At 60.4% G+C, this 23,918-nt stretch carries 21 protein-coding genes; 16 read left to right on the top strand and 5 right to left on the bottom strand.

Going from position 1 to position 23,918, the window contains the following annotated elements; translation table 11 throughout:
• The first annotated feature begins 62 nt into the window (after positions 1-62).
• The 7 genes from K419_RS0100380 to K419_RS24240 all read left to right on the top strand — a co-directional run bounded on the left by K419_RS0100380 (position 63) and on the right by K419_RS24240 (position 8,406).
• On the top strand, positions 63-1,694 hold the full coding sequence (locus K419_RS0100380; protein WP_026839811.1) for a capsule assembly Wzi family protein: 1,632 nt from the start codon (positions 63-65) through the stop codon (positions 1,692-1,694).
• Between the two features lie 334 nt (positions 1,695-2,028).
• Entirely contained in the window at positions 2,029-3,390 is a 1,362-nt protein-coding gene (locus K419_RS0100375) for a capsule assembly Wzi family protein (RefSeq protein WP_226377609.1), read from the top strand.
• Positions 3,391-3,672: 282 nt separating this feature from the next.
• Positions 3,673-4,548, top strand: coding sequence for an ExeA family protein (locus K419_RS0100370; RefSeq protein WP_026839809.1), 876 nt, complete (start codon positions 3,673-3,675; stop codon positions 4,546-4,548).
• Between the two features lie 24 nt (positions 4,549-4,572).
• Positions 4,573-5,334 carry a hypothetical protein gene (locus K419_RS0100365; protein ID WP_026839808.1) on the top strand — a complete coding sequence of 254 codons (762 nt, stop codon included), beginning with the start codon at positions 4,573-4,575 and terminating at the stop codon, positions 5,332-5,334.
• Positions 5,335-5,348: 14 nt separating this feature from the next.
• A complete protein-coding gene (locus K419_RS0100360; RefSeq protein ID WP_026839807.1) occupies positions 5,349-5,627 on the top strand; it encodes a YcgN family cysteine cluster protein in 279 nt (92 codons plus the stop codon).
• Positions 5,628-5,746: 119 nt separating this feature from the next.
• Positions 5,747-7,006, top strand: a complete 1,260-nt coding sequence (locus K419_RS0100355) for a DUF6178 family protein (protein WP_026839806.1) — start codon at positions 5,747-5,749, stop codon at positions 7,004-7,006.
• Positions 7,007-7,185: 179 nt separating this feature from the next.
• On the top strand, positions 7,186-8,406 hold the full coding sequence (locus tag K419_RS24240; RefSeq protein WP_026839805.1) for a response regulator: 1,221 nt from the start codon (positions 7,186-7,188) through the stop codon (positions 8,404-8,406).
• On the opposite strand, the gene mtaB is transcribed toward K419_RS24240, so the two are convergent.
• The 4 genes from mtaB to K419_RS0100330 form a co-directional block, all read right to left on the bottom strand.
• A complete protein-coding gene (gene mtaB, locus K419_RS0100345) occupies positions 8,403-9,692 on the bottom strand; it encodes a tRNA (N(6)-L-threonylcarbamoyladenosine(37)-C(2))-methylthiotransferase MtaB (protein ID WP_026839804.1) in 1,290 nt (429 codons plus the stop codon). The two genes, K419_RS24240 and mtaB, sit on opposite strands and share 4 nt — an antisense overlap.
• Positions 9,693-9,884: 192 nt before the next feature.
• A complete protein-coding gene (cysE, locus tag K419_RS0100340; protein WP_026839803.1) occupies positions 9,885-10,553 on the bottom strand; it encodes a serine O-acetyltransferase in 669 nt (222 codons plus the stop codon).
• 177 nt (positions 10,554-10,730) lie between these two features.
• The gene (gene miaA / locus K419_RS21400; protein ID WP_051292802.1) at positions 10,731-11,693 is read right to left on the bottom strand and encodes a tRNA (adenosine(37)-N6)-dimethylallyltransferase MiaA; all 963 of its coding nucleotides are present in this window, start codon (positions 11,691-11,693) and stop codon (positions 10,731-10,733) included.
• Positions 11,690-13,066: a S41 family peptidase gene (locus K419_RS0100330; protein ID WP_026839802.1), complete on the bottom strand. Its 1,377-nt coding sequence runs from the start codon at positions 13,064-13,066 to the stop codon at positions 11,690-11,692. The genes miaA and K419_RS0100330 overlap by 4 nt, the downstream gene beginning before the upstream one ends.
• A 213-nt stretch (positions 13,067-13,279) precedes the next feature.
• Between K419_RS0100330 and K419_RS0100325 the strand changes: the two genes are divergently transcribed.
• The 5 genes from K419_RS0100325 to K419_RS0100300 all read left to right on the top strand — a co-directional run bounded on the left by K419_RS0100325 (position 13,280) and on the right by K419_RS0100300 (position 19,995).
• On the top strand, positions 13,280-13,870 hold the full coding sequence (locus K419_RS0100325; protein ID WP_026839801.1) for a DUF502 domain-containing protein: 591 nt from the start codon (positions 13,280-13,282) through the stop codon (positions 13,868-13,870).
• Positions 13,871-13,880: 10 nt separating this feature from the next.
• Positions 13,881-14,873 (top strand): D-2-hydroxyacid dehydrogenase, encoded by a 993-nt coding sequence (locus tag K419_RS0100320; RefSeq protein ID WP_026839800.1) that lies wholly within the window; start codon positions 13,881-13,883, stop codon positions 14,871-14,873.
• A 580-nt stretch (positions 14,874-15,453) separates the two neighbouring features.
• Positions 15,454-17,103 carry an AMP-binding protein gene (locus K419_RS0100315; RefSeq protein WP_026839799.1) on the top strand — a complete coding sequence of 550 codons (1,650 nt, stop codon included), beginning with the start codon at positions 15,454-15,456 and terminating at the stop codon, positions 17,101-17,103.
• Between the two features lie 158 nt (positions 17,104-17,261).
• A complete protein-coding gene (locus K419_RS0100310) occupies positions 17,262-18,452 on the top strand; it encodes a M24 family metallopeptidase (RefSeq protein WP_026839798.1) in 1,191 nt (396 codons plus the stop codon).
• A gap of 217 nt (positions 18,453-18,669) precedes the next feature.
• Complete coding sequence (locus tag K419_RS0100300; protein WP_026839797.1) at positions 18,670-19,995, top strand: citrate (Si)-synthase; 1,326 nt, start codon at positions 18,670-18,672, stop codon at positions 19,993-19,995.
• 74 nt (positions 19,996-20,069) lie between these two features.
• On the opposite strand, the gene amrA is transcribed toward K419_RS0100300, so the two are convergent.
• Entirely contained in the window at positions 20,070-20,621 is a 552-nt protein-coding gene (gene amrA, locus K419_RS0100295) for an AmmeMemoRadiSam system protein A (protein WP_026839796.1), read from the bottom strand.
• Between the two features lie 466 nt (positions 20,622-21,087).
• On the opposite strand from amrA, the gene K419_RS0100290 reads away from it, so the two are divergent.
• From K419_RS0100290 to mtnP, 4 genes are all read left to right on the top strand, one after another.
• The gene (locus K419_RS0100290; RefSeq protein ID WP_012530088.1) at positions 21,088-21,291 is read left to right on the top strand and encodes a hypothetical protein; all 204 of its coding nucleotides are present in this window, start codon (positions 21,088-21,090) and stop codon (positions 21,289-21,291) included.
• Between the two features lie 147 nt (positions 21,292-21,438).
• Positions 21,439-21,852, top strand: a complete 414-nt coding sequence (gene ndk, locus K419_RS0100285) for a nucleoside-diphosphate kinase (protein ID WP_026839795.1) — start codon at positions 21,439-21,441, stop codon at positions 21,850-21,852.
• A 67-nt stretch (positions 21,853-21,919) separates the two neighbouring features.
• Entirely contained in the window at positions 21,920-22,975 is a 1,056-nt protein-coding gene (gene rlmN, locus K419_RS0100280) for a 23S rRNA (adenine(2503)-C(2))-methyltransferase RlmN (RefSeq protein ID WP_026839794.1), read from the top strand.
• A 32-nt stretch (positions 22,976-23,007) separates the two neighbouring features.
• A complete protein-coding gene (mtnP, locus tag K419_RS0100275; protein WP_026839793.1) occupies positions 23,008-23,871 on the top strand; it encodes an S-methyl-5'-thioadenosine phosphorylase in 864 nt (287 codons plus the stop codon).
• Positions 23,872-23,918 lie beyond the last annotated feature (47 nt).

Here is a 23,918-nt window from a genome sequence, read left to right as displayed (position 1 = left end):
CCTGCTGTTCAAGCTTTTATCTTTTTATCGCCTTTGCGGCTTTTCGTATGAGATAGGAATTTATGAGATTTTTTCTGGTAGCACTCGTCGTTGGTATCACTAGCTTCGCTTCTTCCGCTTTTGCCCTTTCTTCCGCCAACATCCCTCTCGACAGCCCCATCTATCTATACCTGGAAAAACTCTCGGGCTATGGCCTCGTCTCTGGCGACGTGAAGGGAATCCGCCCTTTCTCGAAGGCTGAGGCGGTGCGGCTCCTGCGCGAGGCGGAAACGCGCCTTGCCTCCGGCGACCACCCTCCGCTTGCGGACGAGATGGCCCAGCGGCTGAGGGAGCTTCTACCCCGCGAGGCGGCCCTTTATGCCGACGAGGGAAAGGCAAAAACCCTGGATTTCGAGCCGGTCGCTGCCGCGCGCCTTCGCTACGTCCATTTGGATGGGAAGCCGCGCAGCTACTTCCGCGCGGTGCACGATGCGGGCAACGACGGCGTCTTCGGCATCGGCAGCGGCCTCAGGCCTGCGACGCCTTACCCCAATCCCGTTCAGCAGCGAGGCTTCGAGGGGACACCGCTTTTTGAGAACAACGACGGCGTGCTCTACCACTCCGGCTCCAACCTGGATCTGCGCGGGAGCGGCGAGGCTTACTGGGGGACGAAGGCGGCCTTGCTCGTTGAGCCGATGCTGCTTTGGTCGGAAAAGACCGATGAGGCGACGCTGCGCCTGAACCGGGGTTACCTGAAGTTCGGCGGCAAGGGGCTGGAGCTGGAGGCGGGGCGGGACGAGAACTGGCTGGGACCCGGCCACCGCGGCGCCATCACGCTTACCAACAACGCGCGCAACATGGACCTGGTGAAACTGTCGAGCCCGGAGCTTGTTTCCACCAAATACCTTTGGGACCTGAAGTACACCCTGATCTTTTCTCAGCTGGAAAAAACGGTGACTGACGGTCAGGAAAGAGAGCCCTGGTTTTTCGCCGGGAAGCTCTCGATGAAACCGACGCAGAATATAGAATTCGGCATCAACCTTGGACGGCAGGTCGGCGGTCCGGGGGTCAGTAACAGCCTCGGTGACAACGCGCGCGGTCTCATCGGCGGCTGGAACCATGACAATTCCAACACTTTGGCCGGCGTAGATCTTCGCTTCAGGCTCCCCTGGCTCAGAAACAGCGAACTGTACGGAGAGTTTTCCGGAGAGGATGCCGCCGCATTCTGGCCCATCGTCGAAAGCTACGTGGCCGGCTTCTTTATCCCATCGCTTACGGAGAGCGGACGGGACGACCTCCGCTTCGAATACTTCCGCGGCAACGAAATCCTCTACGCCAACGGGACTTTTCCGGAGGGGTACCTGTACCATGGGCTCCCCATCGGGCATTCCCAGGGTGGGGCGGCTGAGGAGTGGTTCTTGCGCTACAGCCACTGGTTCTCCGTACGTAACAACCTGGCTCTGGAGGGAATGCACAGCACGCGCGGGGATTATGGGCGGGTCACGGTCGACGCAACGGGCAAATTCGACGCCGCCGGAGTCATGCAGGCTGTCGAGCGCAGGAACGCACTGCGCGCCTTCTGGAGTTTCCCGGTCCAGGGGGAATGGAATGCCCTCCTGATGTACGGGCACGAGTGGATCGATAACCTTGAGCTGAGGCAGGGGGAGAGCCGCAGGAACCAGCTCTTAAGGGCTGAACTGACCTACCGATATTGAGATTGAGATTGAGATTGAGATCTGTTGTTGGAGGGCCGGCTTCACCGATGTGGCTCCGGCTTTTTTGCCAGTCGTCGCCTTTCTCACGAACAAGCATAATTGGTACTTTTGCTTTGCTTTATGCTGTCCGCTTATCTCGCTGATCCAGTATTTCCCTTCGATCTGATCCTTCTCTGCTTTATTAAATCTATTTTAGAATTAACCATTCTGTTTGCCATCACCGCATTTGTTTGTTACATATAAATAATATTGTCTAATTTATCCATTTAAAAGGAGAGGGCCGTTGCGAGCTACTGTTTTGATGTCACTGTTTATCTTGCTTCTGCTATCTAAAGTGGCTTTGGCAGACAGTTATCTTCCTTTGGACAGCCGCCTGTATGGGGACCTGAGGTTTCTTGAAGCAAGCGGAGAAATAACCACCGCGCAGTTGTCCACCCTCCCCATCTCGCGCAGGGAGGCGGCCCGGCTGACTTCGGAGGCAATCGACAACGTAGCAACAGACGATTCTTTTCGCGTGCAGGCAGCCCTTGCCCGGCTGAAAAAGGAATTCCGCAGGGAACTGGCGGGGGAAACAGCTCCAGAGTTCGCCATGGATACCGTGGATCTGCAGTACATGTACAGTGACGACAAAGGCTTCTTCTGGCAGAAAAACAGGGACGGCGTCGAGGTCAGGGGAGGGCACAACCTTTTCCTGAACGCGACCGGTCGTTTCGACAGCAAATACGTAGGCGCGGTGGTCAGGCCTGAGGCGGATCTGTACGAGGGCGATGCGGGGCTTCGGCTGAAAAAGGCCTACCTCCTTGCCAATCTCGGCCGCGAGGAATTCGTGGTGGGGAAAGAAAGCCAGTGGTGGGGGACCGGCATTAACGGTTCGCCGTTGTTATCGAACAACGCAGACCCGCTGACCATCTTCAAGATCTCCAACAGCGTTCCCTATTTCCCCTTCGGTATCGGCGTTCGCGGCAGCTTTTTCGTCACCAGGCTCGAGGAGGAGCGAACGGATGTAGACCGGCCGATACTGTATGGACTCCGACTGGACCTGAAGCCCTTTCCCTGGTTGGAACTGGGGCTGGCGAAGACGGCGCTTTTAGGGGGAGAAGGGCGCAATGCCGGTTTAAGCACCTTCGGCAACAGCTTGTTGGGGCGGGGAGAAAATGAAGAGGGGGAGGCCGGCGATCAAAGAGCCGGCCTCGATGCCAAGGTGGTAATACCGTGGCGGGTGCAGCCGATAACGCTTTCTGTCGAGATGACAGGCGAGGATCAACGCAACAACTTTCCGGAGAAGTGGTTCGGCGTCTACGGTATCTATCTTCCCCGGGTTCTGAGCCTGGAGAGGCTTGAAGTCAGCGCCGAATATGCGGACAACGTGAACGACACCTACAAAGGGTTCTGGTACACCCATCACATCTATACCCAGGGGTATACCTATCACGGCAGGATCATCGGCCACTACATCGGAGGCGACGCAAGGGACCTCTTCCTGCGGGCGCAATATCACTTTGACCCCCTGATTCTGTCACTCTCCTATGAAAATCTTCGCAAGGGGTATCCGGAGAGGTTTCGATGGGAAAGCTTTGAAGCCTCTGCTCTCACAGAACTCTCCAACCAGACCGACCTCACGATTTCCGCAGGCTATGCCAGGGAGGCGGAGAAGAATTTCATCATGCGGGTAGGGCTGAGGCATTACTTCATGTGAGGACAGCCGCAAAGACGCTAAGAAAAACCAAAGCTGCAAAAGCTTCTCACGCAAAGCCGCAAAGACGCTAAGAAAAACCTCATAAACGTTTTGGTTTTATCCCTTTAATCCCCTTCATCCCTGTTAAGGTTTTCGATTTCCCGCTGTTTGTTTGCTTTCCTTTGCGCCTTTGCGTCTTCGCGTGAGCCCGCTTTTCCCCCGGTTTTCCTTTCCTTGTCGGCAGATTCGCGCTATATTCACTGGCCTGAAAATCGAACCCTTGTCCAAAGGACGCGTGCCGCCATGTACTGCGAATTCTACGGCTTTCGGGAAAGCCCTTTTACCATCACCCCCAATCCCAGGTTCCTTTTCCTCAGCGACCACCATAGGGAGGCGCTCGCGCATCTCTTATACGCCGTGGAAAACCGGGTGGGGTTCGTGGAGCTGACCGGCGAAGTGGGGACCGGCAAGACCACTGTCCTGCGGACTTTCCTGAACCGGCTGGACGGCAGGGGGCACCGCACCGCGCTCATCTTCAATCCCTGCCTCTCTTCCCTGGAACTCCTGAAGAGCGTAAACCGCGAGTTCGGGCTTTCCTGCGACAGCGAGAGCAGGGTGGACCTTTTGCAGGTGCTGAACGAATTCCTCCTGGAGCAAAAGAGGGCGGGGCACAGCGTGGTGCTGGTCATGGATGAGGCTCAGAATCTCTCCCCGGAGGTGCTGGAGCAGATTCGCCTCATCTCCAACCTGGAAACGGAGACGGACAAACTGATCCAGATCGTCCTTTCCGGGCAGCCCGAGCTTCTCACCGTGCTGGCTCGCGAAGAACTGAGGCAGTTGAACCAGCGCATCACGGTGCGCTACCACCTGCTTCCGATGGATTTCGAGAACACCCGGCGCTACATCGATCACCGCATGGAACTTGCCGGATGCCACCGCGCGGCGGAGTTTTCCGTAGCCGCGATGAAGCGGATCTTCCGTTTCTCCGGCGGGGTCCCGAGGCTTGTGAACGTCGTCTGCGACCGGGCGCTTCTCATCGGCTTCACCCAGGAGAGCCGCATCATCTCCGGGAGCATGGCGGTGCAGGCCGTCTCTGAAGTGGCCGGGCGCGCTCCCTACGGGATAACGGCGAGGCTTTTAAGGCGCGTCTTGGGGCGCGTGCCGCGCTGGCTCAACTAAGATCAAAGAAACCGAGGGTTCTTTATGAGTTCTATATTGAAGGCGCTGGAGAAGGTTGAGGATGCGCAAAACCAGAAGCGGAACCCCGGTGCCGGCGGGCTGGGGAGAAAGCGCGAGCGCAGGCCGGCCTGGCTGATCCCCGCCTGGTCATTGGGCGGCGCGGCGGTTGCCACCTTGGTCACCTATTCCATCATGGGGGGATTCGGGAAGTCCGCTTCCCCTGCCTTGCCGGTTGTGGCGACAGCTCCGCAACCCCCGGCTCAACCGGTCGCCCCTGTTCCCAAGTCTGCCGTGTCCGCTGCACCTGCGGCGACTGCTCCTGCGGCCGCTCCTGCGGCGCCCGTAAAACCGGTAGCGGCGCCGGTGGCGGTGAAGCCTCAGCAAACAAGGCACGAGGTCAAGGCGCCGGTTCGAAAACAGCAAGTCGCGTCTGTCCCCAAACATGCCGCCAAACCGGCCGCAAAACCGCAACGGTCCGTCAAAGTCCCGGTGCCGCCGGTACCTGTTCGTCCCGCTGCCGTCCATGCGGCTCCCGCGCTTGCTGCGCCGGTTGCTGCCCAACAGCCGCGCGCCGTTTCTTCCGAGAAGACGCACCAGGAGATCCGGGTGACCGGCATTGCGTGGCAGAACGACAGCCAGTCCAGCTTCGCCATGGTGAACGGCCGCCCGGTGCGGCAGGGTGCGGTGGTCGACGGTTACAAGGTGGAGCAGATATTCGAGGACAGCGTCAGGTTTTCCGGCAGCAAAGGGCCCGTCACCATTCCGCTGGGAGCGTCGGAGCAGTAGGAGGAGACCGTAGTATGTCAGGAGGGAATTTGAACCGGGAACAATGGGAGGGGCTTTGCGAGCAATGCGGCCTTTGCTGTTTTGAAAAGATCGAGGATGAGGACGGCAGGATTTTGTTTACCTCGACCCCATGCCGCTACCTCGATATCGACACCAGGCGCTGCAAGATCTATGAGAAGCGTTTCAAGATTTTTCCGGAGTGCGTGGAGCTGACCCCAGAGCTGGTCAAGGAGTTGAAGTGGCTGCACAGAAGCTGCGGCTACAAGAAGGCGATGAAAAAAGGGATCATCTAGTAACCCCCTCACGCAAAGCCGCAAAGACGCAAAGGAAAGCTGAAAGCAATTTATTGTTTTTACTTTGCGTGCTTTGCGGCTTTGCGTGACACGCTTATAAACATAAAAGGAGTTGCATATTGGCAAGTGTTGAAAACAGGCAGGTAGCTGTAGCGAGGCTCTCGCAGGGCGATTTCCAGGCGCTGCCGCTCGACAGGAAGGGGAAGTACCTGAAGACGGCGCCGGCACGGGAGAAGATGGAGCTGATCATCGCGGATCCGAACGCGAAGAGGGTGGCCGCCACCCTGGAGCCCCAGGAGTTTTTCTGGCTGGTCAAGGAGGTGGGAGAGGCCGACGCGGTGGAACTGCTGCAATTGGCCTCCGCAGACCAGTGCGTTTTCATCCTGGACATGGAGTCGTGGGAAGGGTGGACCTTCTCCGAGGAGCAGGTGCATCACTGGCTGGAGAAGTTCATGGAAGGTGGCGAGCCGCGGGTTCACGAGCTCTTGCAGCACCTCGATTTCGACCTGCTGCAGCTTTTCCTGAGCCGTGAGATCGAGGTCGGCGGCGGGGTCGGCGACCAGTCCAACGACCAGGAACGCCTCGCCGAATACGATCACACCTTCGACGGCGTCTTCATGATCAACTTCAAGAACCCCAAGCACAGCCAATTGGTCGGTACATTCCTGTCCATGCTGATCAAGCTGGACAATTCCCTCTACACGGCACTCATGGAAGGGGCCAAGGGGGAGGTGGACCTGGAGTTGGAGGAGCAGTGCCAGAGGTTCCGCACCGGCAGGCTTCAGGACCTGGGCTTTCCCCCGCTGGACGAGGCTCTTTCGATCTACGCCCGGGTGAATCCGGAGCAGTTCCAACTGGAAGGGGGGAAGGAGTTGAGCCCGGCAGGGGAGGGGGGGGAACTGGTGCCTGTGAGCGCCGACGAGGGGACCTTCTTTTCCCGCGCGCTCGCCCTTGCCTCCACGCCGACGCTCTACCAGGAGCTGAACTACCTGGTCAACAGCGCGCTGGTCGCGGAAGGAAACGCGTTCCACGAGCCGGAAACGATGCTGGCCATACTGCACCGGGTGAGCGGCTATCTCAACATCGCGCTGGAGAGGCTGGCGCCGGCGGACGAGCAGCAGGCCGCCCGGATACTGGTGAGCGAGGAGTTGAAGCGGCTGTTCCGCCTGGGCTACAGCATCGTCCTGCAGTTGAAATTCCAGGCCCGGGAGGTCGAGACGACCGACTACGCCTCCGGAAAGCTCCTTTCGGGGCTTAAGGCCAAGCGCCCACGCTTTTACCGCGGGCTGGACCCGGACGGCGTGGACGGTTACCGCGAGTTCAGGGACCTTGCCGACGTCGAGCGCGTGGCCGGCCTTCTGGCCCAGCTAAAGCCGTAAACTGCGAGGGGGACTGGCTCCGAAAGGTGCCTGTCCCCCTTAGCCTCCCCTCCTCACTCCGCCCCTTCTTCGGGGCACAATCCAATTGCAAATCGATTCCCCATTGGTAATATATTTAACATTTGTTCATCGGCCGCGGTGCCATCTCTAACTACCATCGCAGGCATCGGGGGGTACGGATGAAGGTGCTAGTTGTCGACGATTCCCGCAACGACCGCAAGATTATCCGCTACAACTTCGAATGGCACGGCTGCGAAGTCCTGGAGGCCTCCAACGGGAAGCAGGGGCTGGAGCTGGCCGCGGCGGAGAAACCCGACCTGATCATTTCCGACTGCCTGATGCCGGTCATGGACGGCTTCCAATTCCTTCACGAAATCAAGAAATTTCAGGACACAAAAATCATCCCCTTCATCTTCTATTCCGCCGTCTACACCGGGAGCCGCGAGGCGGAATTGGCGGCTTCCCTGGGAGCCCGCGCCTTCCTGGCGAAACCGATGCGCCCCGAGGCGCTTTGGGATGAGGTGGGGAGGCTGATGGCGGCGGAGCCGGCCGGCGAGGTGGTGGAGCAAAAGCCGTGGCCTGAAGAGGAATTCCTCAAGAATTACAGCCAGCTGGTGGCAGGCAAGCTGGAAGAAAAGGTCCGCGAGCTGACCGAAACGAACGAAAGCCTTCTGCGGCTGAACAGCGAACTGGAGCGCAGGGTGGTGGAGCGGACCTCGCAACTGGAGGCCGCCAACCGCGAGCTCGACATGTTCAGCTATTCCATTTCCCACGACCTGCGCGCCCCTTTGCGGCACCTGGAGGGGTTCAGCCAGGCGCTGATCGACGAATACGCCACCAAGCTGAACCACACGGGCAAAGAGTACCTGGAGCGGCTCAGGAAGTCCGCCCGACGTCTGACGGACATGATAGACGCGCTGCTGGAACTGTCGCGGCACGCCAGGGGGAAGCTGGCCAAGGAGAGCGTGGATATAACCTCCATTGCCAAGGAGGTAGCGGCTCAACTGGCGCGGTCGCAGCCGGAGCGGAAGGTGTCGATCGAGGTGGCGGAGGGGATGATGGTGCGCGGGGACACGCGGTTGTTGAGGGTGGTGCTGGAGCAGTTGATCGGCAACGCCTGGAAGTTTAGCGAGCCGCGAGGGGACGAGGCGCTGGTAGAGGTCTTTCCCACCGAGCTTGAAGGGCGTCCCGCCTACGCGGTCAGGGACAACGGGGTCGGTTTCCAGATGGAGTATGCGGACAAGCTCTTCTCCCCCTTCCAGAGGCTGCACGCCCAGGACGAGTTCCCTGGCCGGGGGATCGGGCTTGCCATCGCCAGGAGGATAATCACCCGCCATGGAGGGAAGATCGAGGCGCAGGCCGAACTGGGGAAGGGCGCCACCTTCACCTTCAGCGTCTAGCTTTCCTTAAGCACCCGGCCCGTGAGTTCCCCACCCTTGGCCCCGGTCACCTGTACCGTTACCTCGCGGTTCACCAGCCCCTTCCCTTCTTCGATCAGCACGGTCAGGTAGTTTCTGGAGAGTCCCTTCTCCCCCTTTTGCACCAGGACCCGAAGCTCGCGACCCACAAACCCCGCCGCATAATCCGATTTCTTGCGCTCCGACAGTACCCTCAGCGCCTCGGCCCGCTCCTTGATCACCTTGGGATGCACCTGGGGCGCCATGGTCGCCGCCGGCGTGCCGGGGCGCTGCGAGAAGGGGAACACATGCAGGTATGCGAGCGGCAGCGAGTCGATGAAGCGGTAGGTCTCGTCGAACTCCCGGTCGCTTTCCCCGGGGAACCCGGCGATCACGTCGGAACCGATGCAGACCTCCGGCATCGCCGACGCGAGCGACTGCACCACCTCGCGGAAAAGGGCGGTGTTGTAGCCGCGGTTCATGCGGGAGAGGACGCTGTCCGAGCCGCTTTGCAGCGGCAGGTGCAGGTGCGGGCAGACCATGGGCGAGCGGGCCATGAAGTCGATCAGTTGCCTCGACACCTCGGTCGGCTCTACCGATCCGATCCTCAGGCGCCGCACCGCACCTTGTTCCTGGGCCTTTTGCATCAGGCCGAGGAGGTCGGTGGCGGGGGCCAAGTCGAGGCCGTAGGCGCCGAGATGTATCCCGGTCAGGACGATCTCCTGGAAACCCTGGGCGGCGAAGGCGGCCATGCCGTCTAACGCCTCCTGGACGGCCACGCTCCGGCTGGCCCCCCTGGCGTAGGGGACGATGCAGTAGGCGCAGCGCGCGTCGCAGCCGTTTTGCACCTGCAAAAAGGCGCGGGTGTGCTCGGCGAAGGTCTCCAGCGGCGCCGTCTCGCCGGTCTTCTCCAGCGAGATGTCGCTCACCACGGCCCGCGGCTGGTCGTTTATCCCTTCGAGGAAACCGACGATGTCCTTTTTCTCGCTGTTGCCGAGGATCAGGTTGACTCCGGCCAGCTTCAGCAGTTCCTCCGCGTTCATCTGGGCGTAGCAGCCGGTGACGACCACGCGCGCCTCCGGGTTCAGGCGGGTGGCGCGCCGGATCAGCCGGCGCGATTCCGCGTCGGTCTTCGCCGTCACGGTGCAGCTGTTGATGACGTAGATGTCGGCCTTATCCGGGAAGGGGACCATGCTGTAGCCGTTTTGCTCCAGCGCCTGGGTCATGGCGGCCGATTCGAACTGGTTGATCTTGCAACCGAGGGTGGTTATGGCGATGGTCTTACTCATGCGGGGGGAAGCCTTAAGATTAAGATTGAGATAAAGATAAAGATAAAGATAAAGATAAAGAGGCAAGGGTTTTATCCCTTTTATCCCCTTTATCCCTGTTTAAGTTGCTGTGGGTTTACTCGTCGTTCTTCGCGTCTTTGCGGCTTTGCGTGAGAAGCTTTAGTGTTGGTTTACCCGTCGTTCTTTGCGTCTTTACCCGAGTCTCTTCTTGAGCTGTTCGTGCTCGACGGCGAGCGCCGCGTATTTCCTTTCCAACTCGCGGATCTGGTCGAAGAGGCAGGATATCGCTTTCGCCTCCGGGTCGGGCATCTTGCCATGCTCCAGGTCCAGACGCTCCTGCGGCTTCTCGGTGGCCATGACCACGCGCCCGGGGATACCAACTACGGTGGAGTTGGGGGGAACTTCTTTCACCACCACCGAGTTCGAACCCACCTTGCTGTCCTTGCCGACGGTGAAGGGGCCGAGGATCTTGGCGCCGGAGCCGATCACCACGTTGTCCATAAGGGTCGGGTGCCGTTTGACCTTTTCCCAGCTCACCCCGCCCAGGGTGACGCCGTGGTACAGGGTGACGTTTTCGCCGATCTCGGCGGTCTCCCCGATCACCACCCCCATGCCGTGGTCGATGAAGAACCCTTGCCCAATGGTTGCGCCCGGATGTATCTCGACGCCGGTCATGAACCGGCCGATGTGAGAGGTAAAGCGCCCCAGGAACCAGAGCTCGTGCTTCCAAAACCAGTGCGAGATCCTGTGGAACCAGATAGCATGGAGCCCAGGGTAACAGAAGATCACCTCCAGCACGCTTCTTGCCGCCGGATCTCTGTCAAAAACTGCCTGTATGTCCGATTTCAGTCTGGAAAACATCGGTACCCCCCTGGGCTTCAGTACGGTAGAGAACAACTACAACGCCGTCCGCTTTTTGTCGTAACATACCACACTGTTTACGTCAATTATTAACTGCCGGGACCGTCTCACGCCCGCTCGCTGCGCTCACTCAAGCCGCAAAGACGCAAAGTAGAGGCAAACCCTCAGCGTTAATTTTTATCTTTCTTTGCGTCTTGGCGTCTTTGCGTGAGAAAGATTTTCACCCTGCATCCCCAGCAATTGCAGCGCCTCTGCCAGGGGGTCCCCCGCGCCTTCCACCCAGTTGATCGCGATGCCGTTACTTTGCATCTTCCTGAACCAGTTCTCCTGTTTCTTGGCGAAGTCGTGGATGGCGCTGTTCAACTTCTGGAACATGTCGTTTCTGGAAAGCTCCCCCTTCAGGTGGCGCGCGAGGTAACGGTACTCTAGCCCGTAGAATTCGAGCTGCTCCCAGGAGGTCCCCATGGCGTGCAGCCGCTCTACCTCCTCGACCATCCCTTGCTCCATCCGCTCTTTGAGCCTTTTGGTGATCCGCTCCCGCAACTGCGCGCGCTCCCACCGTATCCCTATGATGAGAGGTGCCAACTCGGGCCAGTCGTCGCCTGCCCCGCCCCGATATTCCGCGATTTCTATCGCCCGCACCAGGCGGGCGCGCTCGGTGAGGTCGGTGCTGTTGTGAAGCCTTGGGTTGGAGCGGGTAAGCCTAGAGGCGAGTTCATCCATGGAGAGGGGGGCGAGTTCTTCCCTGAGAGCCGGGTCCTGAGGCACTTCGGTGAGCCGGTAGCCGCGCAGCACGCAGTCTAAGTACATGCCGCTTCCCCCCACCAGCACCGGGAAGGCCCCCCTGCTGCAGATGTCGGTGAAGGCGGCGAGGAAAAGCCGCTGGAACTGGAAGAGGTTGAATTCGTGCCCCGCCGGTGCCACGTCGATGAGGTGGTAGGGTATCCCCTGGTACTCGTGCAGGTCTTTTCCCGTGCCGATGTCCATGCCGCAGTAGACCTGGCGCGAGTCGGCGGAGATGATCTCGCCCTCAAGCCGCTGGGCGAGCTGCACCCCGAGCCTCGTCTTGCCTGAGGCGGTCGCACCGAGAATTACCAGCAGGTTCGGGATGCGCTTGGGTGTCTCCGTCTTGCGCGTCAACGCCGGCCGCTCGCTTGCAGCAGGTTGACCCCCTTCAGAAGGTCGAGCGCCCGGGCCAGTTGGTTGTCCGCTTTCAGGAGGTCCTGCTCTTTCAACTCCTTGCCGCTCGGCTTTTGCTGCGGTTTCGCGGGGGGCGCCGGCTGCGGTTTCGCGGGGGGCGCCGGGCGCGGCGGCGCCGGGGCCTGGTCCATGTGCCCGTCCAGATCCTGCTCGCGGATCTCCAGTTCCTTCGCATCCTTTTGCTTGTCTTTGGCGGGGACGGGCTTGGCAAACTCGACCACGATGTCGGGGGTGATTCCCTTGGCCTGGATGGAGCGCCCGCTGGGGGTGTAGTAGCGGGCCGTGGTCAACTTCAGGCCGTCGCCGTTGTCGAGCGTCATCACGGACTGGACGCTTCCCTTGCCGAAGCTCTGGGTCCCCATGATGACGGCCCTCTTGTGGTCCTGCAGCGCTCCGGCGACGATCTCGGAGGCGCTGGCGCTGCCGCCGTTTATGAGCACCACGATCGGGTAGCGGGGCTCCTTGTCGCCGATGGTGGCGGTGAGGCTTCTTTCCATCGCTGCCTCGCGCCCCTTGGTGGTGACGATGACCCCTGAGGAAAGCCCCTCGCCGATGAAGCGGTTGGCGACGCTGTAGGCCTGGTCCACCAGCCCGCCCGGGTTGAACCGGAGGTCCAGCACGAGGCCGGAAAGCGGCTGGCCGTTGTCGGCGGCAAGCGTTTTCAGTGCCTTTGCGAAATCCTCGCCGGTGCGCTCCTGGAATTCGCCGATCCGGATATAGCCGTACCCAGGCTCAAGGAGCCTCCCTTTCAGGCTCTTGGTCTTGATGATGGCCCGCACCAGGCGGAAGGCGAGAGGGGACGGCTTACCCTCGCGCAGTATGCCGAGGGTTACCGAGGTTCCCGGGGTCCCGCGCATGCGGCTTACGCACTGGTTGATGTTGAGGTCGGCGGTAGGCTTGCCGTCGATGGTCCAGATGTGGTCGCCGGACTGGATCCCGGCCCGGAAGGCGGGGGTGTCCTCGATGGGGGCGTTCACCATAAGCTTCCCGTTGCGCATCTCCAGCTCGATCCCGAGGCCGCCGAAGGCGCCCGCCATGTGCACCTTCATCTCGGTGTAGTCGGTCGCGGGGAGATAGTTGCTGTGCGGGTCGAGCGTCGCCAGCATCCCGTTGATGGCGCCGGCCATGAGCTTTTTGTCGTCGACCTTGTCCACGTAGCTTTGCTTGACGATGCTGACCACCTCGCCGAACATCTCGAGGTATTCCGCGTCGCTTCTTTTGGCGCGCTCCTCACGGTCCATCAGCGGAAGCATCAAGACGAGCGAGAGGAGGAGAAAGATCACTGCGAATGCGGCGAAAACCTTTTTTGACATCGGTAGAGCCTTTATCTGTAAAATCGCGTGGATAGTAGGGCGGCCTGTTAATGTAATTTCTGCCGAGAAAGATGTCAACTGCTATTGGGGGGATGAAGGGGACCAAAGGCGGGAAGCAGTCCCCCCCCGAGGAGCGCCTGGCTGGGAAACCCGTTGACATTGCGGCTCCTTTTGATGCATAACCCAATCCAAACCCAAGCTCCGGAGGCAGTAATGGAGAAAATGATCAGGCACTTCAAGGCGCGGTTCATCACCGGGCTCTTCGTCGTGGTCCCGCTCGGCATCACCATATTCATTCTGAAGTTTCTCTTCAACTTCGCCGACGGCATCCTCGGCTCCTATCTCGACGCGCTTTTGTCGGCCTTTCTCGACAACCCGTACCACATCCCCGGCCTGGGGATGCTCACCGGCGCCATCGTCATCTACGTCTCCGGGGTGCTCGCCACCAACGTCATGGGAACCAGGATCATCAGGTGGTGGGACCAGCTTCTCTCCAGGATCCCCCTGGTCAAGTCCATCTACGGGTCGAGCAAGCAGCTGACGCAGGTGTTCAAGGAAGGAAAATCGTCCTACCGCCGGGCGGTTTTCGTGGAATGGCCGAGGCCAGGCGTGCGCGCGGTGGGGTTCGTCACCGCGGAGGTGGTGCGCGAGGGGGAGAAACTGGTGGTGGTCTATGTCCCGACCATGCCGAACCCGACCTCAGGCTTCGCCCTCTTTTTCAAGGAAGCGGAGGTGCACGACTGCGGCATGTCGGTCGAGGACGCGGTCAAGTTCGTGGTCTCGGGCGGGGCCGTGGTGCAGTAAGGGAGGCATTATGAAGATGGTGGTCCTGGATGGATATACGTTGAACCCGGGCGACAACCCCTGGGACGAGGTCGCCTCCTTCGGCGACCTCACGCTCTACGACCGCACCCCTGCCGAGATGGTGGTGGAGCGCTCCCTAGGAGCGCAGGTGCTCCTTACCAACAAGACGGTGCTCTCGGCGGCGACCTTGGCGGCGCTCCCGGAACTGAGGCTCGTCTGCGTGCTGGCGACCGGCTACAACGTGGTCGATCTGGAAAAGAGCGCGCAGCTGGGGATACCGGTGGTCAACGTCCCGGAGTACGGCAGCGATTCGGTGGCCCAGCACGCTATCGCCCTCCTCTTGGAGCTCACCAACCGGGTGGCCCAGTACCATCAGGCCGTGGCCCGGGGGGAGTGGTCCGCCTCTGCCGACTTCACCCTGGTGGGAGAGCCTTTGACGGAACTTTGCGGCAGGAGCATCGGCATCGTTGGGCTCGGGAGGATAGGGGCGCGGGTGGCGCGCATCGCGCAGGCGCTGGGGATGGAGGTTCTGGCCTACAACCCGAGGCGCCGGGTGGCCCCGGAAGGGATCTCTTTGCGCTGGCTTAGTCTGGATCAGCTTTTCAGCCAGGCCGACGTGGTGAGCCTGCACTGCCCGCTCAATAATGAAAACGAATGGATGGTGAACCAAAGGACCCTGTCGCTGATGAAGCCGCAGGCGCTCCTTATCAACACCTCCCGCGGCGGGCTCGTCGTCGAGCGCGACCTGGCCGAGGCTTTGAACAGCGGGAGCATCGCCGGCGCCGCGGTCGACGTGGCCGCGAGGGAGCCGATTCCCGCGGACAGCCCGCTTTTGTTGGCCAAGAACTGCATCGTCACCCCGCATATCGCCTGGGCGACACTTGCCGCCCGGCAAAGGCTCATGGCGGCCACCGCCGCGAACATCGCCTCCTTCCTGGCGGGGAAACCGCAAAACGTGGTGAACGGGGTGCAGTTGCAAGTTCCGATCACGGCGACGAACTGACCGTAGCCCCGCTCGTTTTCCCCTCCTTCAGTATCTTCCCACTGGTTATCGGAGTAGCCCTCCTGCACAACTGTGGCAACGGATGGTAAAGAGCCATGTTTAAGCCCTTGTATACACCCAAATCGCTGCGCGTCGTACGTGCCGGTTTTGATCATCTGACGCAAGCTGCCGATTTTGCGCTGGAAAGCTGTGGCCGCAGCGTGGGTCCACACCTTTTGTGGATAGCGCTGTGGAAAAGAGGTGGAGATCGGGCAAAACCGTTTTCAAATTACCAGCATCTGCGATTTGCCTAAAAAACGATCAGCCAAAATGTAACGGTGTTAGAACAGCTGCAGTAATAATTCCAGTTACTTAGCGTAAAGCGCTGCGTGGTGGGCGGAATTTCTGTCAAGCTTTTTTTTACGGCCAGGAGTGCGGTTCCGGTTTTGCCTGGGAAGGCGCCGGGGCTGCCCGGCGGCATGGCCCATTCTATGTCTTGACTTGCCTTAAACGCTGTGCTAATTGATAAAACCTTTTTATTACAGGAACTTGATTTCCTGGGTGTGGCGATGAGCCGCACAGGTTACAAGGAGGGTGTTCCATGTCGCAACAGATAGAGTTGACGGTCGGGGCGTTGCTGGACGACATTGCCGGGAAATTCCCCGATAACGAGGCGCTGATCTACGTGGAGCGGGGATTGCGCTACAGCTATCGCGAGTTCAACGAGCACTGCCGCCAGGTGGCGAAGGGCCTTTTGCGCATGGGGGTCAAGAAGGGTGACCACCTCGCCATCTGGGCCTACAACGTTCCGGAATGGGTCGTGCTGCAGTTCGCCACCGCGAAGATCGGCGCCGTGCTCGTCACCGTCAACACGAGCTACAAGTCCGCCGAGCTCGAGTACATAATGAAACAGTCCGATTCGAAATTCCTGTTCCTGGTGCAGGGGTTCAAGGACACCGACTATATCCGGACCCTGGCCGCCGTGGTGCCGGAGCTTGCCGAAAGCGAGCCGGGGAAACTCTCCAACGCGACGCTGCCGTTTTTGAAGCACGTTGTTTTTCTCGGAGAAGGGGCCCCCGCGGGGACCGTCAACTTCGAGAAGGTCGTGGAGCTTGGGCGCGAGGTCCCGGACGCGGAACTTCACGCGGTGGAAAAAACCCTCTCGGTGCACGACGTCATCAACATGCAGTACACCTCCGGCACCACCGGCTTCCCCAAAGGGGTCATGCTGACCCACCACAACCTGGTCAACAACGGCTTCAATATCGGCGAGTGCATGCGCTTCACCGAGAAGGACCGGCTCTGCATCCCGGTTCCCTTCTTCCACTGCTTCGGCTGCGTCCTGGCCGTCATGGCCTGCGTCACCCACGGCTCCACCATGGTGCCGGTGGAGATCTTCGATCCTTTGAAGGTGCTCCAGGCGGTGGAAAAGGAGCGCTGCACCGCGCTGCACGGCGTCCCGACCATGTTCATCGCCGAGCTTGAGCACCCCCGCTTCCCGGAGTTCGATCTCTCCACGCTTAGGACCGGGATCATGGCCGGCTCCAACTGCCCCATAGAGGTGATGCGCCGGGTGATCCGGGACATGCACGCCAGCGAGATCACCATCGCCTACGGCCAGACCGAGTCCTCCCCGGTCATCACCCAGACCCGCACCGACGACCCGATCGAGCTGAAGGTCTCCACGGTGGGAAGGGTGCTCCCCAACGTGGAGCTTAAGATCGTGGACATCGAAAGCGGCGCCGAGCTTCCGCCGGGGAAGCAGGGGGAGCTCTGCACCCGCGGCTACCTGGTGATGAAGGGGTACTACAAGATGCCCGAGGAGACCGCAAAGGCGATCGACGCCGACGGCTGGCTTCATACCGGAGACCTCGCGGTCATGGACGAAAACGGCTATTGCAAGATCACCGGCAGGATCAAGAACATGATCATCCGCGGCGGCGAGAACATCTATCCCCGCGAGATCGAGGAATTCCTCTACACCCACCCGAAGATCTCCGACGTGCAGGTCTACGGTGTGCCGGACCGCAAATACGGCGAGCAGGTGATGGCGGCCGTGGTCCTGAAGCAGGGAAGCGAGATGTCCGAGGCGGAGGTCAAGGAGTTCTGCCGCGGCAGGATCGCCAACTACAAGATCCCGAAGTACGTCCGCTTCGTCGACTCCTACCCCATGACCGCCAGCGGCAAGATCCAGAAGTTCAAGCTGCGGGAAATGGCGATACGCGAGCTGCAGCTTGAGGAAAACATCTGAAAAGACGACGCACCGGTTTTTAACCTGCCGTTATCATTGCTGTCTTCTTGACGGCAGGGGCTTTGTGAGTTATCTTTCCTTCTCCTTTTCATGAACTAGGGGACTGGCTCCGCAAGGTGCCTGTCCCCCTTGAGTCATGGAAGCGAGAAGGAGGAGCGATGCGGCTTACGCCAAAAAACGAGCTGGAATACCGCTACAGAAAACTGCAAAGCGAGATGGCCGGTGCGGGAATCGACGCGGTCATCATGGTCCAGAACGCGGACCTCTTTTATTTCACCGGGACCGCGCAGGCGGGGAACCTTTACCTTCCCGCCTCCGGGCGCCCCATCTACCTGGTGCGCAGGGACTACCTCCGGGCCCGCATGGAAAGTGCCTTGGCCGAGGTGCTCCCTTCGTCCTCCCTCAACGATCTCCCAGCTCTTGTTTGCGACCACGGCCATAGCGCGCCGAAAAGGCTCGGCCTCGAGCTCGACGTCCTCCCGGTCAACCTCTACCTCAAATACCGCGCCCTCTACCCCGACGCCGAACTGGTGGACGCCTCCCCCCTGATACGCCGGGTGCGCATGGTGAAGTCCCACTACGAAATCCACATCATGCAGGACGCCGGCAACCAGGCCGACAAGGTGTACAAGAAGGCGGCCGAGACGATCCGCGAGGGGATCTGCGAGGTGGAACTCGCCGCGGAACTGGAGCGCTTCTCGCGCCTGGAAGGTCACCAGGGGCACGTGCGCATGCGGGCCTTCAACGGCGAGGTCGGCGGGGCCCAGGTGCTCGCCGGGCCTGATGCCGCGGCACCCGCCGCCGGCAACACCCCGCTGGGCGGCATGGGGCTTACCCCCGCCTTCGGCCATGGGGCCAGCTACAACAGGATCCGGCGCGGGGAGCCGGTCGTGGTCGATTTCGCCAGTTGCTTCGACGGCTACCTGGTCGACCAGACCAGGATCTTCGCCATAGGCTCCGTCTCGGACCGGATGCGGCGCGGCTATCAAGACATGCTGCGCATAGAGGAACTGATGATGGAGATGGCCGAGGTGGGAACCAGTTGGGGGGGGATCTACCACGCCTGCCTCGATCTGGCCTGCGAGATGGGGTACGGGGACAACTTCATGGGGACCCCGGGAAGCCAGGTCCCCTTCATCGGCCACGGGCTCGGCATCGAGATCGACGAATACCCTTTCATCGCCCGGGGGTTTGAAAGTGAGACGCTCCAGGTGGGGATGGCGTTCGCCTTCGAACCGAAACTGGTGTTTCCCGGGGAAGGCGCGGTCGGCATCGAAAATTCGTTTTATCTCTCGGAACAGGGAGTTAAGAGATTGACCTTTTCCAGGCAGGAGCTGGTACTGCTCTGACTTGAATTAAAATGTATGCAAAATAGTAAAACGGAATTTTTTGTATTGAAATTGGCCGAGGGCTTTGGTATACATTTGAAAAATCTTTGTATACAGTATACCTTCCGAGCGCATCCGGCCGAGGCTCCTTTCGACCGGCACGTTGTCAGCGGGCGATTCGATCGTTTTAATTCATCCAGTGTGTACCTCAACCCCAACAGAAAAGGAGATCTGGCACATGACGCAATTAAAAGAGAAATTGTTTGAGAAGATCCAAGCCCACCGCCCCCGTATCACCCGCCTGACCAAAGAGTTCGGCTCGGTGGTCATCGACAAGGTGGACATCGGTCAGTGCATCGGCGGCGCCCGCGACATCCGTTCGCTCGTTACCGACATCTCCTACCTCGACCCGCAGGAAGGGATCCGTTTCCGCGGCAAGACCATCCCCGAGACCTTCGAAGCGCTGCCGAAAGCGGCCGGCTCCGAATACCCGACCGTCGAGTCTTTCTGGTACTTCCTTTTGACCGGCGAAGTTCCGACCCCGGCTCAGGTCTCTGCTGTCGAGGCTGAGTTCAAGACCCGCCAGGTCGTCCCCGAGTACGTTTACACCGCGGTCCGCGCGCTCCCGAAAGAGAGCCACCCGATGGTCATGCTCTCCGTCGGCATCATGGCCATGCAGAAGGACTCCAAGTTCGCCGCATTCTACAGCGGCGGCAAGTTCAACAAGATGGACGCCTGGGAGTACGTTTACGAGGACGCAAGCGACATCGTTGCCCGTATCCCGGTACTCGCCGCATTCATCTACAACCTCAAATACCGCGGCGACAAGCAGATCGGCATCGATCCGAAGCTCGACATGGGCGCAAACTTCGCCCACATGATCGGCCAGAGCGAGCAGTACAAGGACGTGGCAAGGATGTACTTCATCCTGCACTCCGACCATGAGTCCGGCAACGTCTCGGCTCACACCACCCACCTGGTGCACTCCGCTCTCTCCGACCCCTACTACGCATACTCCGCAGGCTTGAACGGCCTGGCGGGCCCGCTGCACGGCCTTGCCAACCAGGAAGTGCTCGGCTGGATCATGGAGTTCCAGAAGAAGCTCAACGGCGCAGAGCCGACCAAAGAGAACGTCACCAAGGCTCTGTGGGATACCCTCAACGCCGGCCAGGTCGTTCCGGGCTACGGCCACGCCGTTCTCAGGAAAACCGACCCGCGTTACACCGCGCAGCGCGAGTTCTGCCTCAAGACCCCGGGCCTCAAGGACGATTCGCTGTTCAAGCTGGTCGCCATGATCTTCGAGACCGCGCCGGGCGTCCTCACCGAGCACGGCAAGACCAAGAACCCCTGGCCGAACGTCGACGCGCAGTCCGGCGTCATCCAGTGGTACTACGGCCTCAAGGAGTGGGACTTCTACACCGTTCTCTTCGGCGTAGGGCGCGCCCTGGGCTGCATGGCGAACATCACCTGGGACCGCGGCCTCGGCTACGCCATCGAGCGTCCGAAGTCCGTCACCACCGACATGCTCGAGAAGTGGGCTGCCGAGGGCGGCAGGAAGATGTAAGCAAGAAGCTGCATAAAACCAGAAAGGGGGCGCTCATGGCGCCCCCTTTTTTTTGCGGAAAGGCTCCTCCCCCTTCAGCGCCGCTCGGCGAGGACCTCGGCGGTGAAGACGTACAGGTCCGCCCCTTCTTTCCAGTCCTCTTTCTTAAGCCCCGCCTTCAGCGCGGTCTGGCCCAGGAAGGTCTCCCTGTCCCAGCCCTGTTCCACCGCCACCTGCGGCAGCAGCACACCCCGGGAGAAGTTTTTCTCCAGGTAAAGGCCGTGCCTCCCCACTACGACCTCCTCGGGCGTCTCGATCTTTTGCAGCGGCGAAATGACCGATATCTCCAGCTCGAAGTCGGCCAGGTCTTCCTCCTTCATGGGGTAGAAGCGGGGGTCCCTGGTGGCTGCGGAGGCCGCCATCTCCTGTACCAGCAGGTAAAGCGGCTTCTCCGAGCTGAAATTGCCGATGCACCCCCGGAGGGCGCCCTGCCTTTTGATGGTGACGAAGCACCCTTTGGTCGCCTGCAGATGCGCCTCGGTGACCTGCCGCACGTTTACTTTGCCGGTCTCAACGGCGGCAGTGACCGCTTCCCTGGCCAGGTGCAAAAGGAGTTTCTTGTCTGCGGAGTTGAGCGTTTCGTTCACGAGCCCCCCTTAACCGGCGCCGGCCGGCGGCGCCGGAAAATTAATTTGCCTAAAGTAATATATTTAACCGCCGTTTACAAGCATTAACGTTGCCTCCCTTATGCTCTGCCGAGGGGGGGCAGGGCGCAGGGGTTTCGCCTGCGGGTACCGAGGGAGCGGATGTCCTCGCTGCGCGGTTTTCCGCCGTCGACGTTGCCGGTTCCTTTTCCGGCAGCTTCCCCCTTCGTCAGGCCGTGTCAGTCCGGCTCCGGGAGGGGGTGCGGGCGGGGGCAAAACGCCGGCAGTTCGCATGCTTTCGCCCCCCTCGAAAGGAGTAGCGCCCTTTAATAATTTTTTGCGTTTCTTTCTTTTAAAAAGTATTGACTTTTGCGGGAATGCTAGTATATTCGCCCTTTGTTGTGACAAAAAAACCAGTGCGCTTTGCGCAGTAATGGTAAATCTAAAAAGAAAAGAGGTGATATCGTCAATGAAAAAACTGATCTCCTTGGCACTTTGCCTGGCTCTGGCTCTGTCCTTTGCTGCTGGCTGCAAGAAGAAGGAAGAGGCTCCGGCTCCGGCTGCTGAGCAGGCTGCACCGGCTGCACCGGCTGCACCGGCACAGGCTCCGATGTCCTCCGCCACCGCTCCGGCAGCTCCGGCTGCTCCGGCCGCACCGGCTGAGCACAAGTAATTCGAAACAGGGTCTCCCTGTTTCAAGAAGCCCACAGAGTCATCTGTGGGCTTTTTTTGTATTTGCTCCCGCCTATTTGCCTTGACAAGCGGCAGGCAGGAATGCTAGTTAGAACGGTCGTCTACTACAATGAATCCGGAGGAAGCAATGGAAAGGACATTTGCCATCATAAAGCCTGATGCAGTCGAGAGGAACGTCACCGGGAAGGTCCTGGCGATGATAGAAGAGGGTGGTTTCAAGATCGTCGGCATGAAGAAGATCCGTCTCTCCAAGTGCCAGGCGGAAGGGTTTTACTACGTGCACAAAGAGCGCCCCTTCTTCGGCGACCTCTGCGCGTTCATGTCCCGCGGCCCGGTAATCGCGCTGGTGCTCGAGAAAGAGAACGCCATCGCCGACTGGCGCGGCCTGATGGGCGCCACCAACCCGGCTAACGCCGAGGCAGGCACCATCCGCAAGGCTTTGGGCGTCAGCATCGAGGAAAACACGGTGCACGGCTCCGACTCCCCGGAATCCGCTTGCTACGAGATTCCCTACTTCTTCAACCAGCTCGAACTGGTGTAATTCGCAACTGGTCTAGGCAGATCGAAAGCCCTTCGCTAGAAGGGCTTTTTTATATCCGAAAAAGGCGATGCAGAAAACAGACATAAAGAATTTGACCCTGCAGGGTCTCGAGTCGTACATCTCAGGGCTGGGCAAGGAGCGCTTCCGCGCCAAGCAGATCTTCAAGTGGCTCTACCAGATGGACGCCGGAAGTTTCGAGGAGATGACCAACGTCTCCAAGGAGTTCCGGTCCATGCTGGGCGAGATCGCCCAGATCAGCAACCTGACGCCCGAGGTGGTCGAGGCGTCGGAGGACGGGACCAGGAAGTACCTCTTCCGCCTGTCCGACGGCAGCGCGGTGGAGAGCGTCCTCATCCCCGACGAGGGGCGCAACACGCTTTGCATCTCGAGCCAGGTCGGCTGCGCCATGGGTTGCGCCTTCTGCCTCACCGGCAGCTTCGGGCTCTCCCGCAACCTCACCACGGCCGAGATCGTGAACCAGGTCTGCGCGGTGAAGCGCGACCAGCCGGTGAATAACATCGTCTTCATGGGGATGGGGGAGCCGCTGGCGAACCTCAAAGGGGTGATCCCGGCGGTGCAGATCCTGACCGACCCGGACGGCTTCCAGTTCTCCACCAGGAAGGTCACCGTCTCCACCTCCGGGCTCGTCCCCGAGATGGCGGAACTCGGGCGCGGCTGCACGGTGAACCTCGCCGTCTCGCTGAACGCCACCACCGACGAGGTGAGGAGCCGGATCATGCCGGTGAACCGCACTTATCCTCTGGCCCAGTTGCTCGCCGCCTGCAAGGCGTTCCCGCTTCCCTCCCGGCGCTGGATCACCATGGAGTACGTGATGATCCGGGACCTGAACGACTCGCTCGAAGACGCGAAGAGACTGGTGCGGCTGATCAGCAACATCCCCTCCAAGGTGAACCTGATCCCTTTCAACGAGCACGAAGGGTGCGACTTCAAATGCCCCACCCAGGAGTCGATCGACCGCTTCCACAAGTATCTGTTGGACAAAAACGTCACCGTGATCACCCGTTCCAGCCGCGGCAGCGACATCTCCGCCGCCTGCGGCCAGCTCAAGGGACGGCTGGACCAGGAGGACGGCGAACGCCGCAACTGCGGCTGCGAAGGCTAGAGAGAACCTAAATGAAATCCCTGGAGGTAGAGATGGCAAACGAGGTAATCGGCGTTATCGGCGGCAGCGGGCTCTACGAGATGGAGGGGATGACCGGCGTCGCCCAGGTGACGGTCGACACCCCCTTCGGCAGGCCCAGCGACGAGTACGTGACCGGTACGCTGGACGGGGTCCGCATGGTATTCCTGCCGCGGCACGGCAAGGGTCACCGCTTCACCCCCAGCGAGGTGAACTACCGCGCCAACGTCTACGGCATGAAGAAGCTGGGCGTCACCCGCATCATCTCGGTGTCGGCCGTGGGTAGCCTCAGGGAGGAGATCGTTCCGGGGCACATCGTGATACCGGACCAGTTCATCGACCGCACCCGCGGCTTCAGAAAGGACACCTTCTTCGGAAACGGCGTGGTGGGGCACGTCCAGTTCGCCGACCCGGTCTGCGCGGATCTTTCCGACCTCTTGCACAAAGCCGCCGTCGAGGTCGGCGCGGTGGTGCACCGGGGAGGTTGCTACGTCTGCATGGAAGGGCCGGCCTTCTCCACCCGCGCCGAGAGCCAACTGTACCGCTCCTTCGGGGCCTCCATCATCGGCATGACCAACCTCACCGAGGCGAAGCTCGCGCGGGAGGCTGAGATCTGCTACGGCGTCATCGCGCTCTCCACCGACTACGACTGCTGGCACGACGCTCACGAGGACGTCTCGGTGGAGGCGATCATCGCCATCATCAAAAATAACGTCGCCACCGCCAAGAAGATCATCCGCCAAGCTGCGGCGAAGGTCGCGGCAGGGCGCGCCTGCGGCTGCGGCGAGGCCCTCAAATACGCCATCATCAGCGACACCTCCGTGATCCCGGTGGAGACCCGCGAGAACCTGGAGCTGATCATGGGGAAATACCTCTAGAAACCTGCAGCCTTTGCCGATAGATGCCACTGGGCATCGATTTGCCG

Origin of the sequence: Citrifermentans bremense R1 (genome assembly GCF_000426865.1) — a bacterium.
GTDB classification, from domain to species: Bacteria; Desulfobacterota; Desulfuromonadia; order Geobacterales; family Geobacteraceae; genus Geomonas; species Geomonas bremensis.
Note: the sequence above shows the minus strand (reverse complement) of the source record. Positions and strands in the feature narration are given on the sequence as shown.

What these genes read in the sequence shown, in the direction of transcription:
- K419_RS0100310 (WP_026839798.1), top strand. Translation starts at nt 17,262, where the DNA reads ATGCGGCTTACGCCAAAAAACGAGCTGGAATACCGCTACAGAAAACTG.
- K419_RS0100325 (WP_026839801.1), top strand. Translation starts at nt 13,280, where the DNA reads ATGGAGAAAATGATCAGGCACTTCAAGGCGCGGTTCATCACCGGGCTC.
- cysE (WP_026839803.1), bottom strand. Translation starts at nt 10,553, where the DNA reads ATGTTTTCCAGACTGAAATCGGACATACAGGCAGTTTTTGACAGAGAT.
- mtnP (WP_026839793.1), top strand. Translation starts at nt 23,008, where the DNA reads ATGGCAAACGAGGTAATCGGCGTTATCGGCGGCAGCGGGCTCTACGAG.
- ndk (WP_026839795.1), top strand. Translation starts at nt 21,439, where the DNA reads ATGGAAAGGACATTTGCCATCATAAAGCCTGATGCAGTCGAGAGGAAC.
- K419_RS0100320 (WP_026839800.1), top strand. Translation starts at nt 13,881, where the DNA reads ATGAAGATGGTGGTCCTGGATGGATATACGTTGAACCCGGGCGACAAC.
- K419_RS0100365 (WP_026839808.1), top strand. Translation starts at nt 4,573, where the DNA reads ATGAGTTCTATATTGAAGGCGCTGGAGAAGGTTGAGGATGCGCAAAAC.
- K419_RS0100315 (WP_026839799.1), top strand. Translation starts at nt 15,454, where the DNA reads ATGTCGCAACAGATAGAGTTGACGGTCGGGGCGTTGCTGGACGACATT.
- K419_RS0100360 (WP_026839807.1), top strand. Translation starts at nt 5,349, where the DNA reads ATGTCAGGAGGGAATTTGAACCGGGAACAATGGGAGGGGCTTTGCGAG.
- K419_RS0100300 (WP_026839797.1), top strand. Translation starts at nt 18,670, where the DNA reads ATGACGCAATTAAAAGAGAAATTGTTTGAGAAGATCCAAGCCCACCGC.
- K419_RS0100330 (WP_026839802.1), bottom strand. Translation starts at nt 13,066, where the DNA reads ATGTCAAAAAAGGTTTTCGCCGCATTCGCAGTGATCTTTCTCCTCCTC.
- K419_RS0100380 (WP_026839811.1), top strand. Translation starts at nt 63, where the DNA reads ATGAGATTTTTTCTGGTAGCACTCGTCGTTGGTATCACTAGCTTCGCT.
- K419_RS24240 (WP_026839805.1), top strand. Translation starts at nt 7,186, where the DNA reads ATGAAGGTGCTAGTTGTCGACGATTCCCGCAACGACCGCAAGATTATC.
- mtaB (WP_026839804.1), bottom strand. Translation starts at nt 9,692, where the DNA reads ATGAGTAAGACCATCGCCATAACCACCCTCGGTTGCAAGATCAACCAG.
- K419_RS0100370 (WP_026839809.1), top strand. Translation starts at nt 3,673, where the DNA reads ATGTACTGCGAATTCTACGGCTTTCGGGAAAGCCCTTTTACCATCACC.
- K419_RS0100290 (WP_012530088.1), top strand. Translation starts at nt 21,088, where the DNA reads ATGAAAAAACTGATCTCCTTGGCACTTTGCCTGGCTCTGGCTCTGTCC.
- rlmN (WP_026839794.1), top strand. Translation starts at nt 21,920, where the DNA reads ATGCAGAAAACAGACATAAAGAATTTGACCCTGCAGGGTCTCGAGTCG.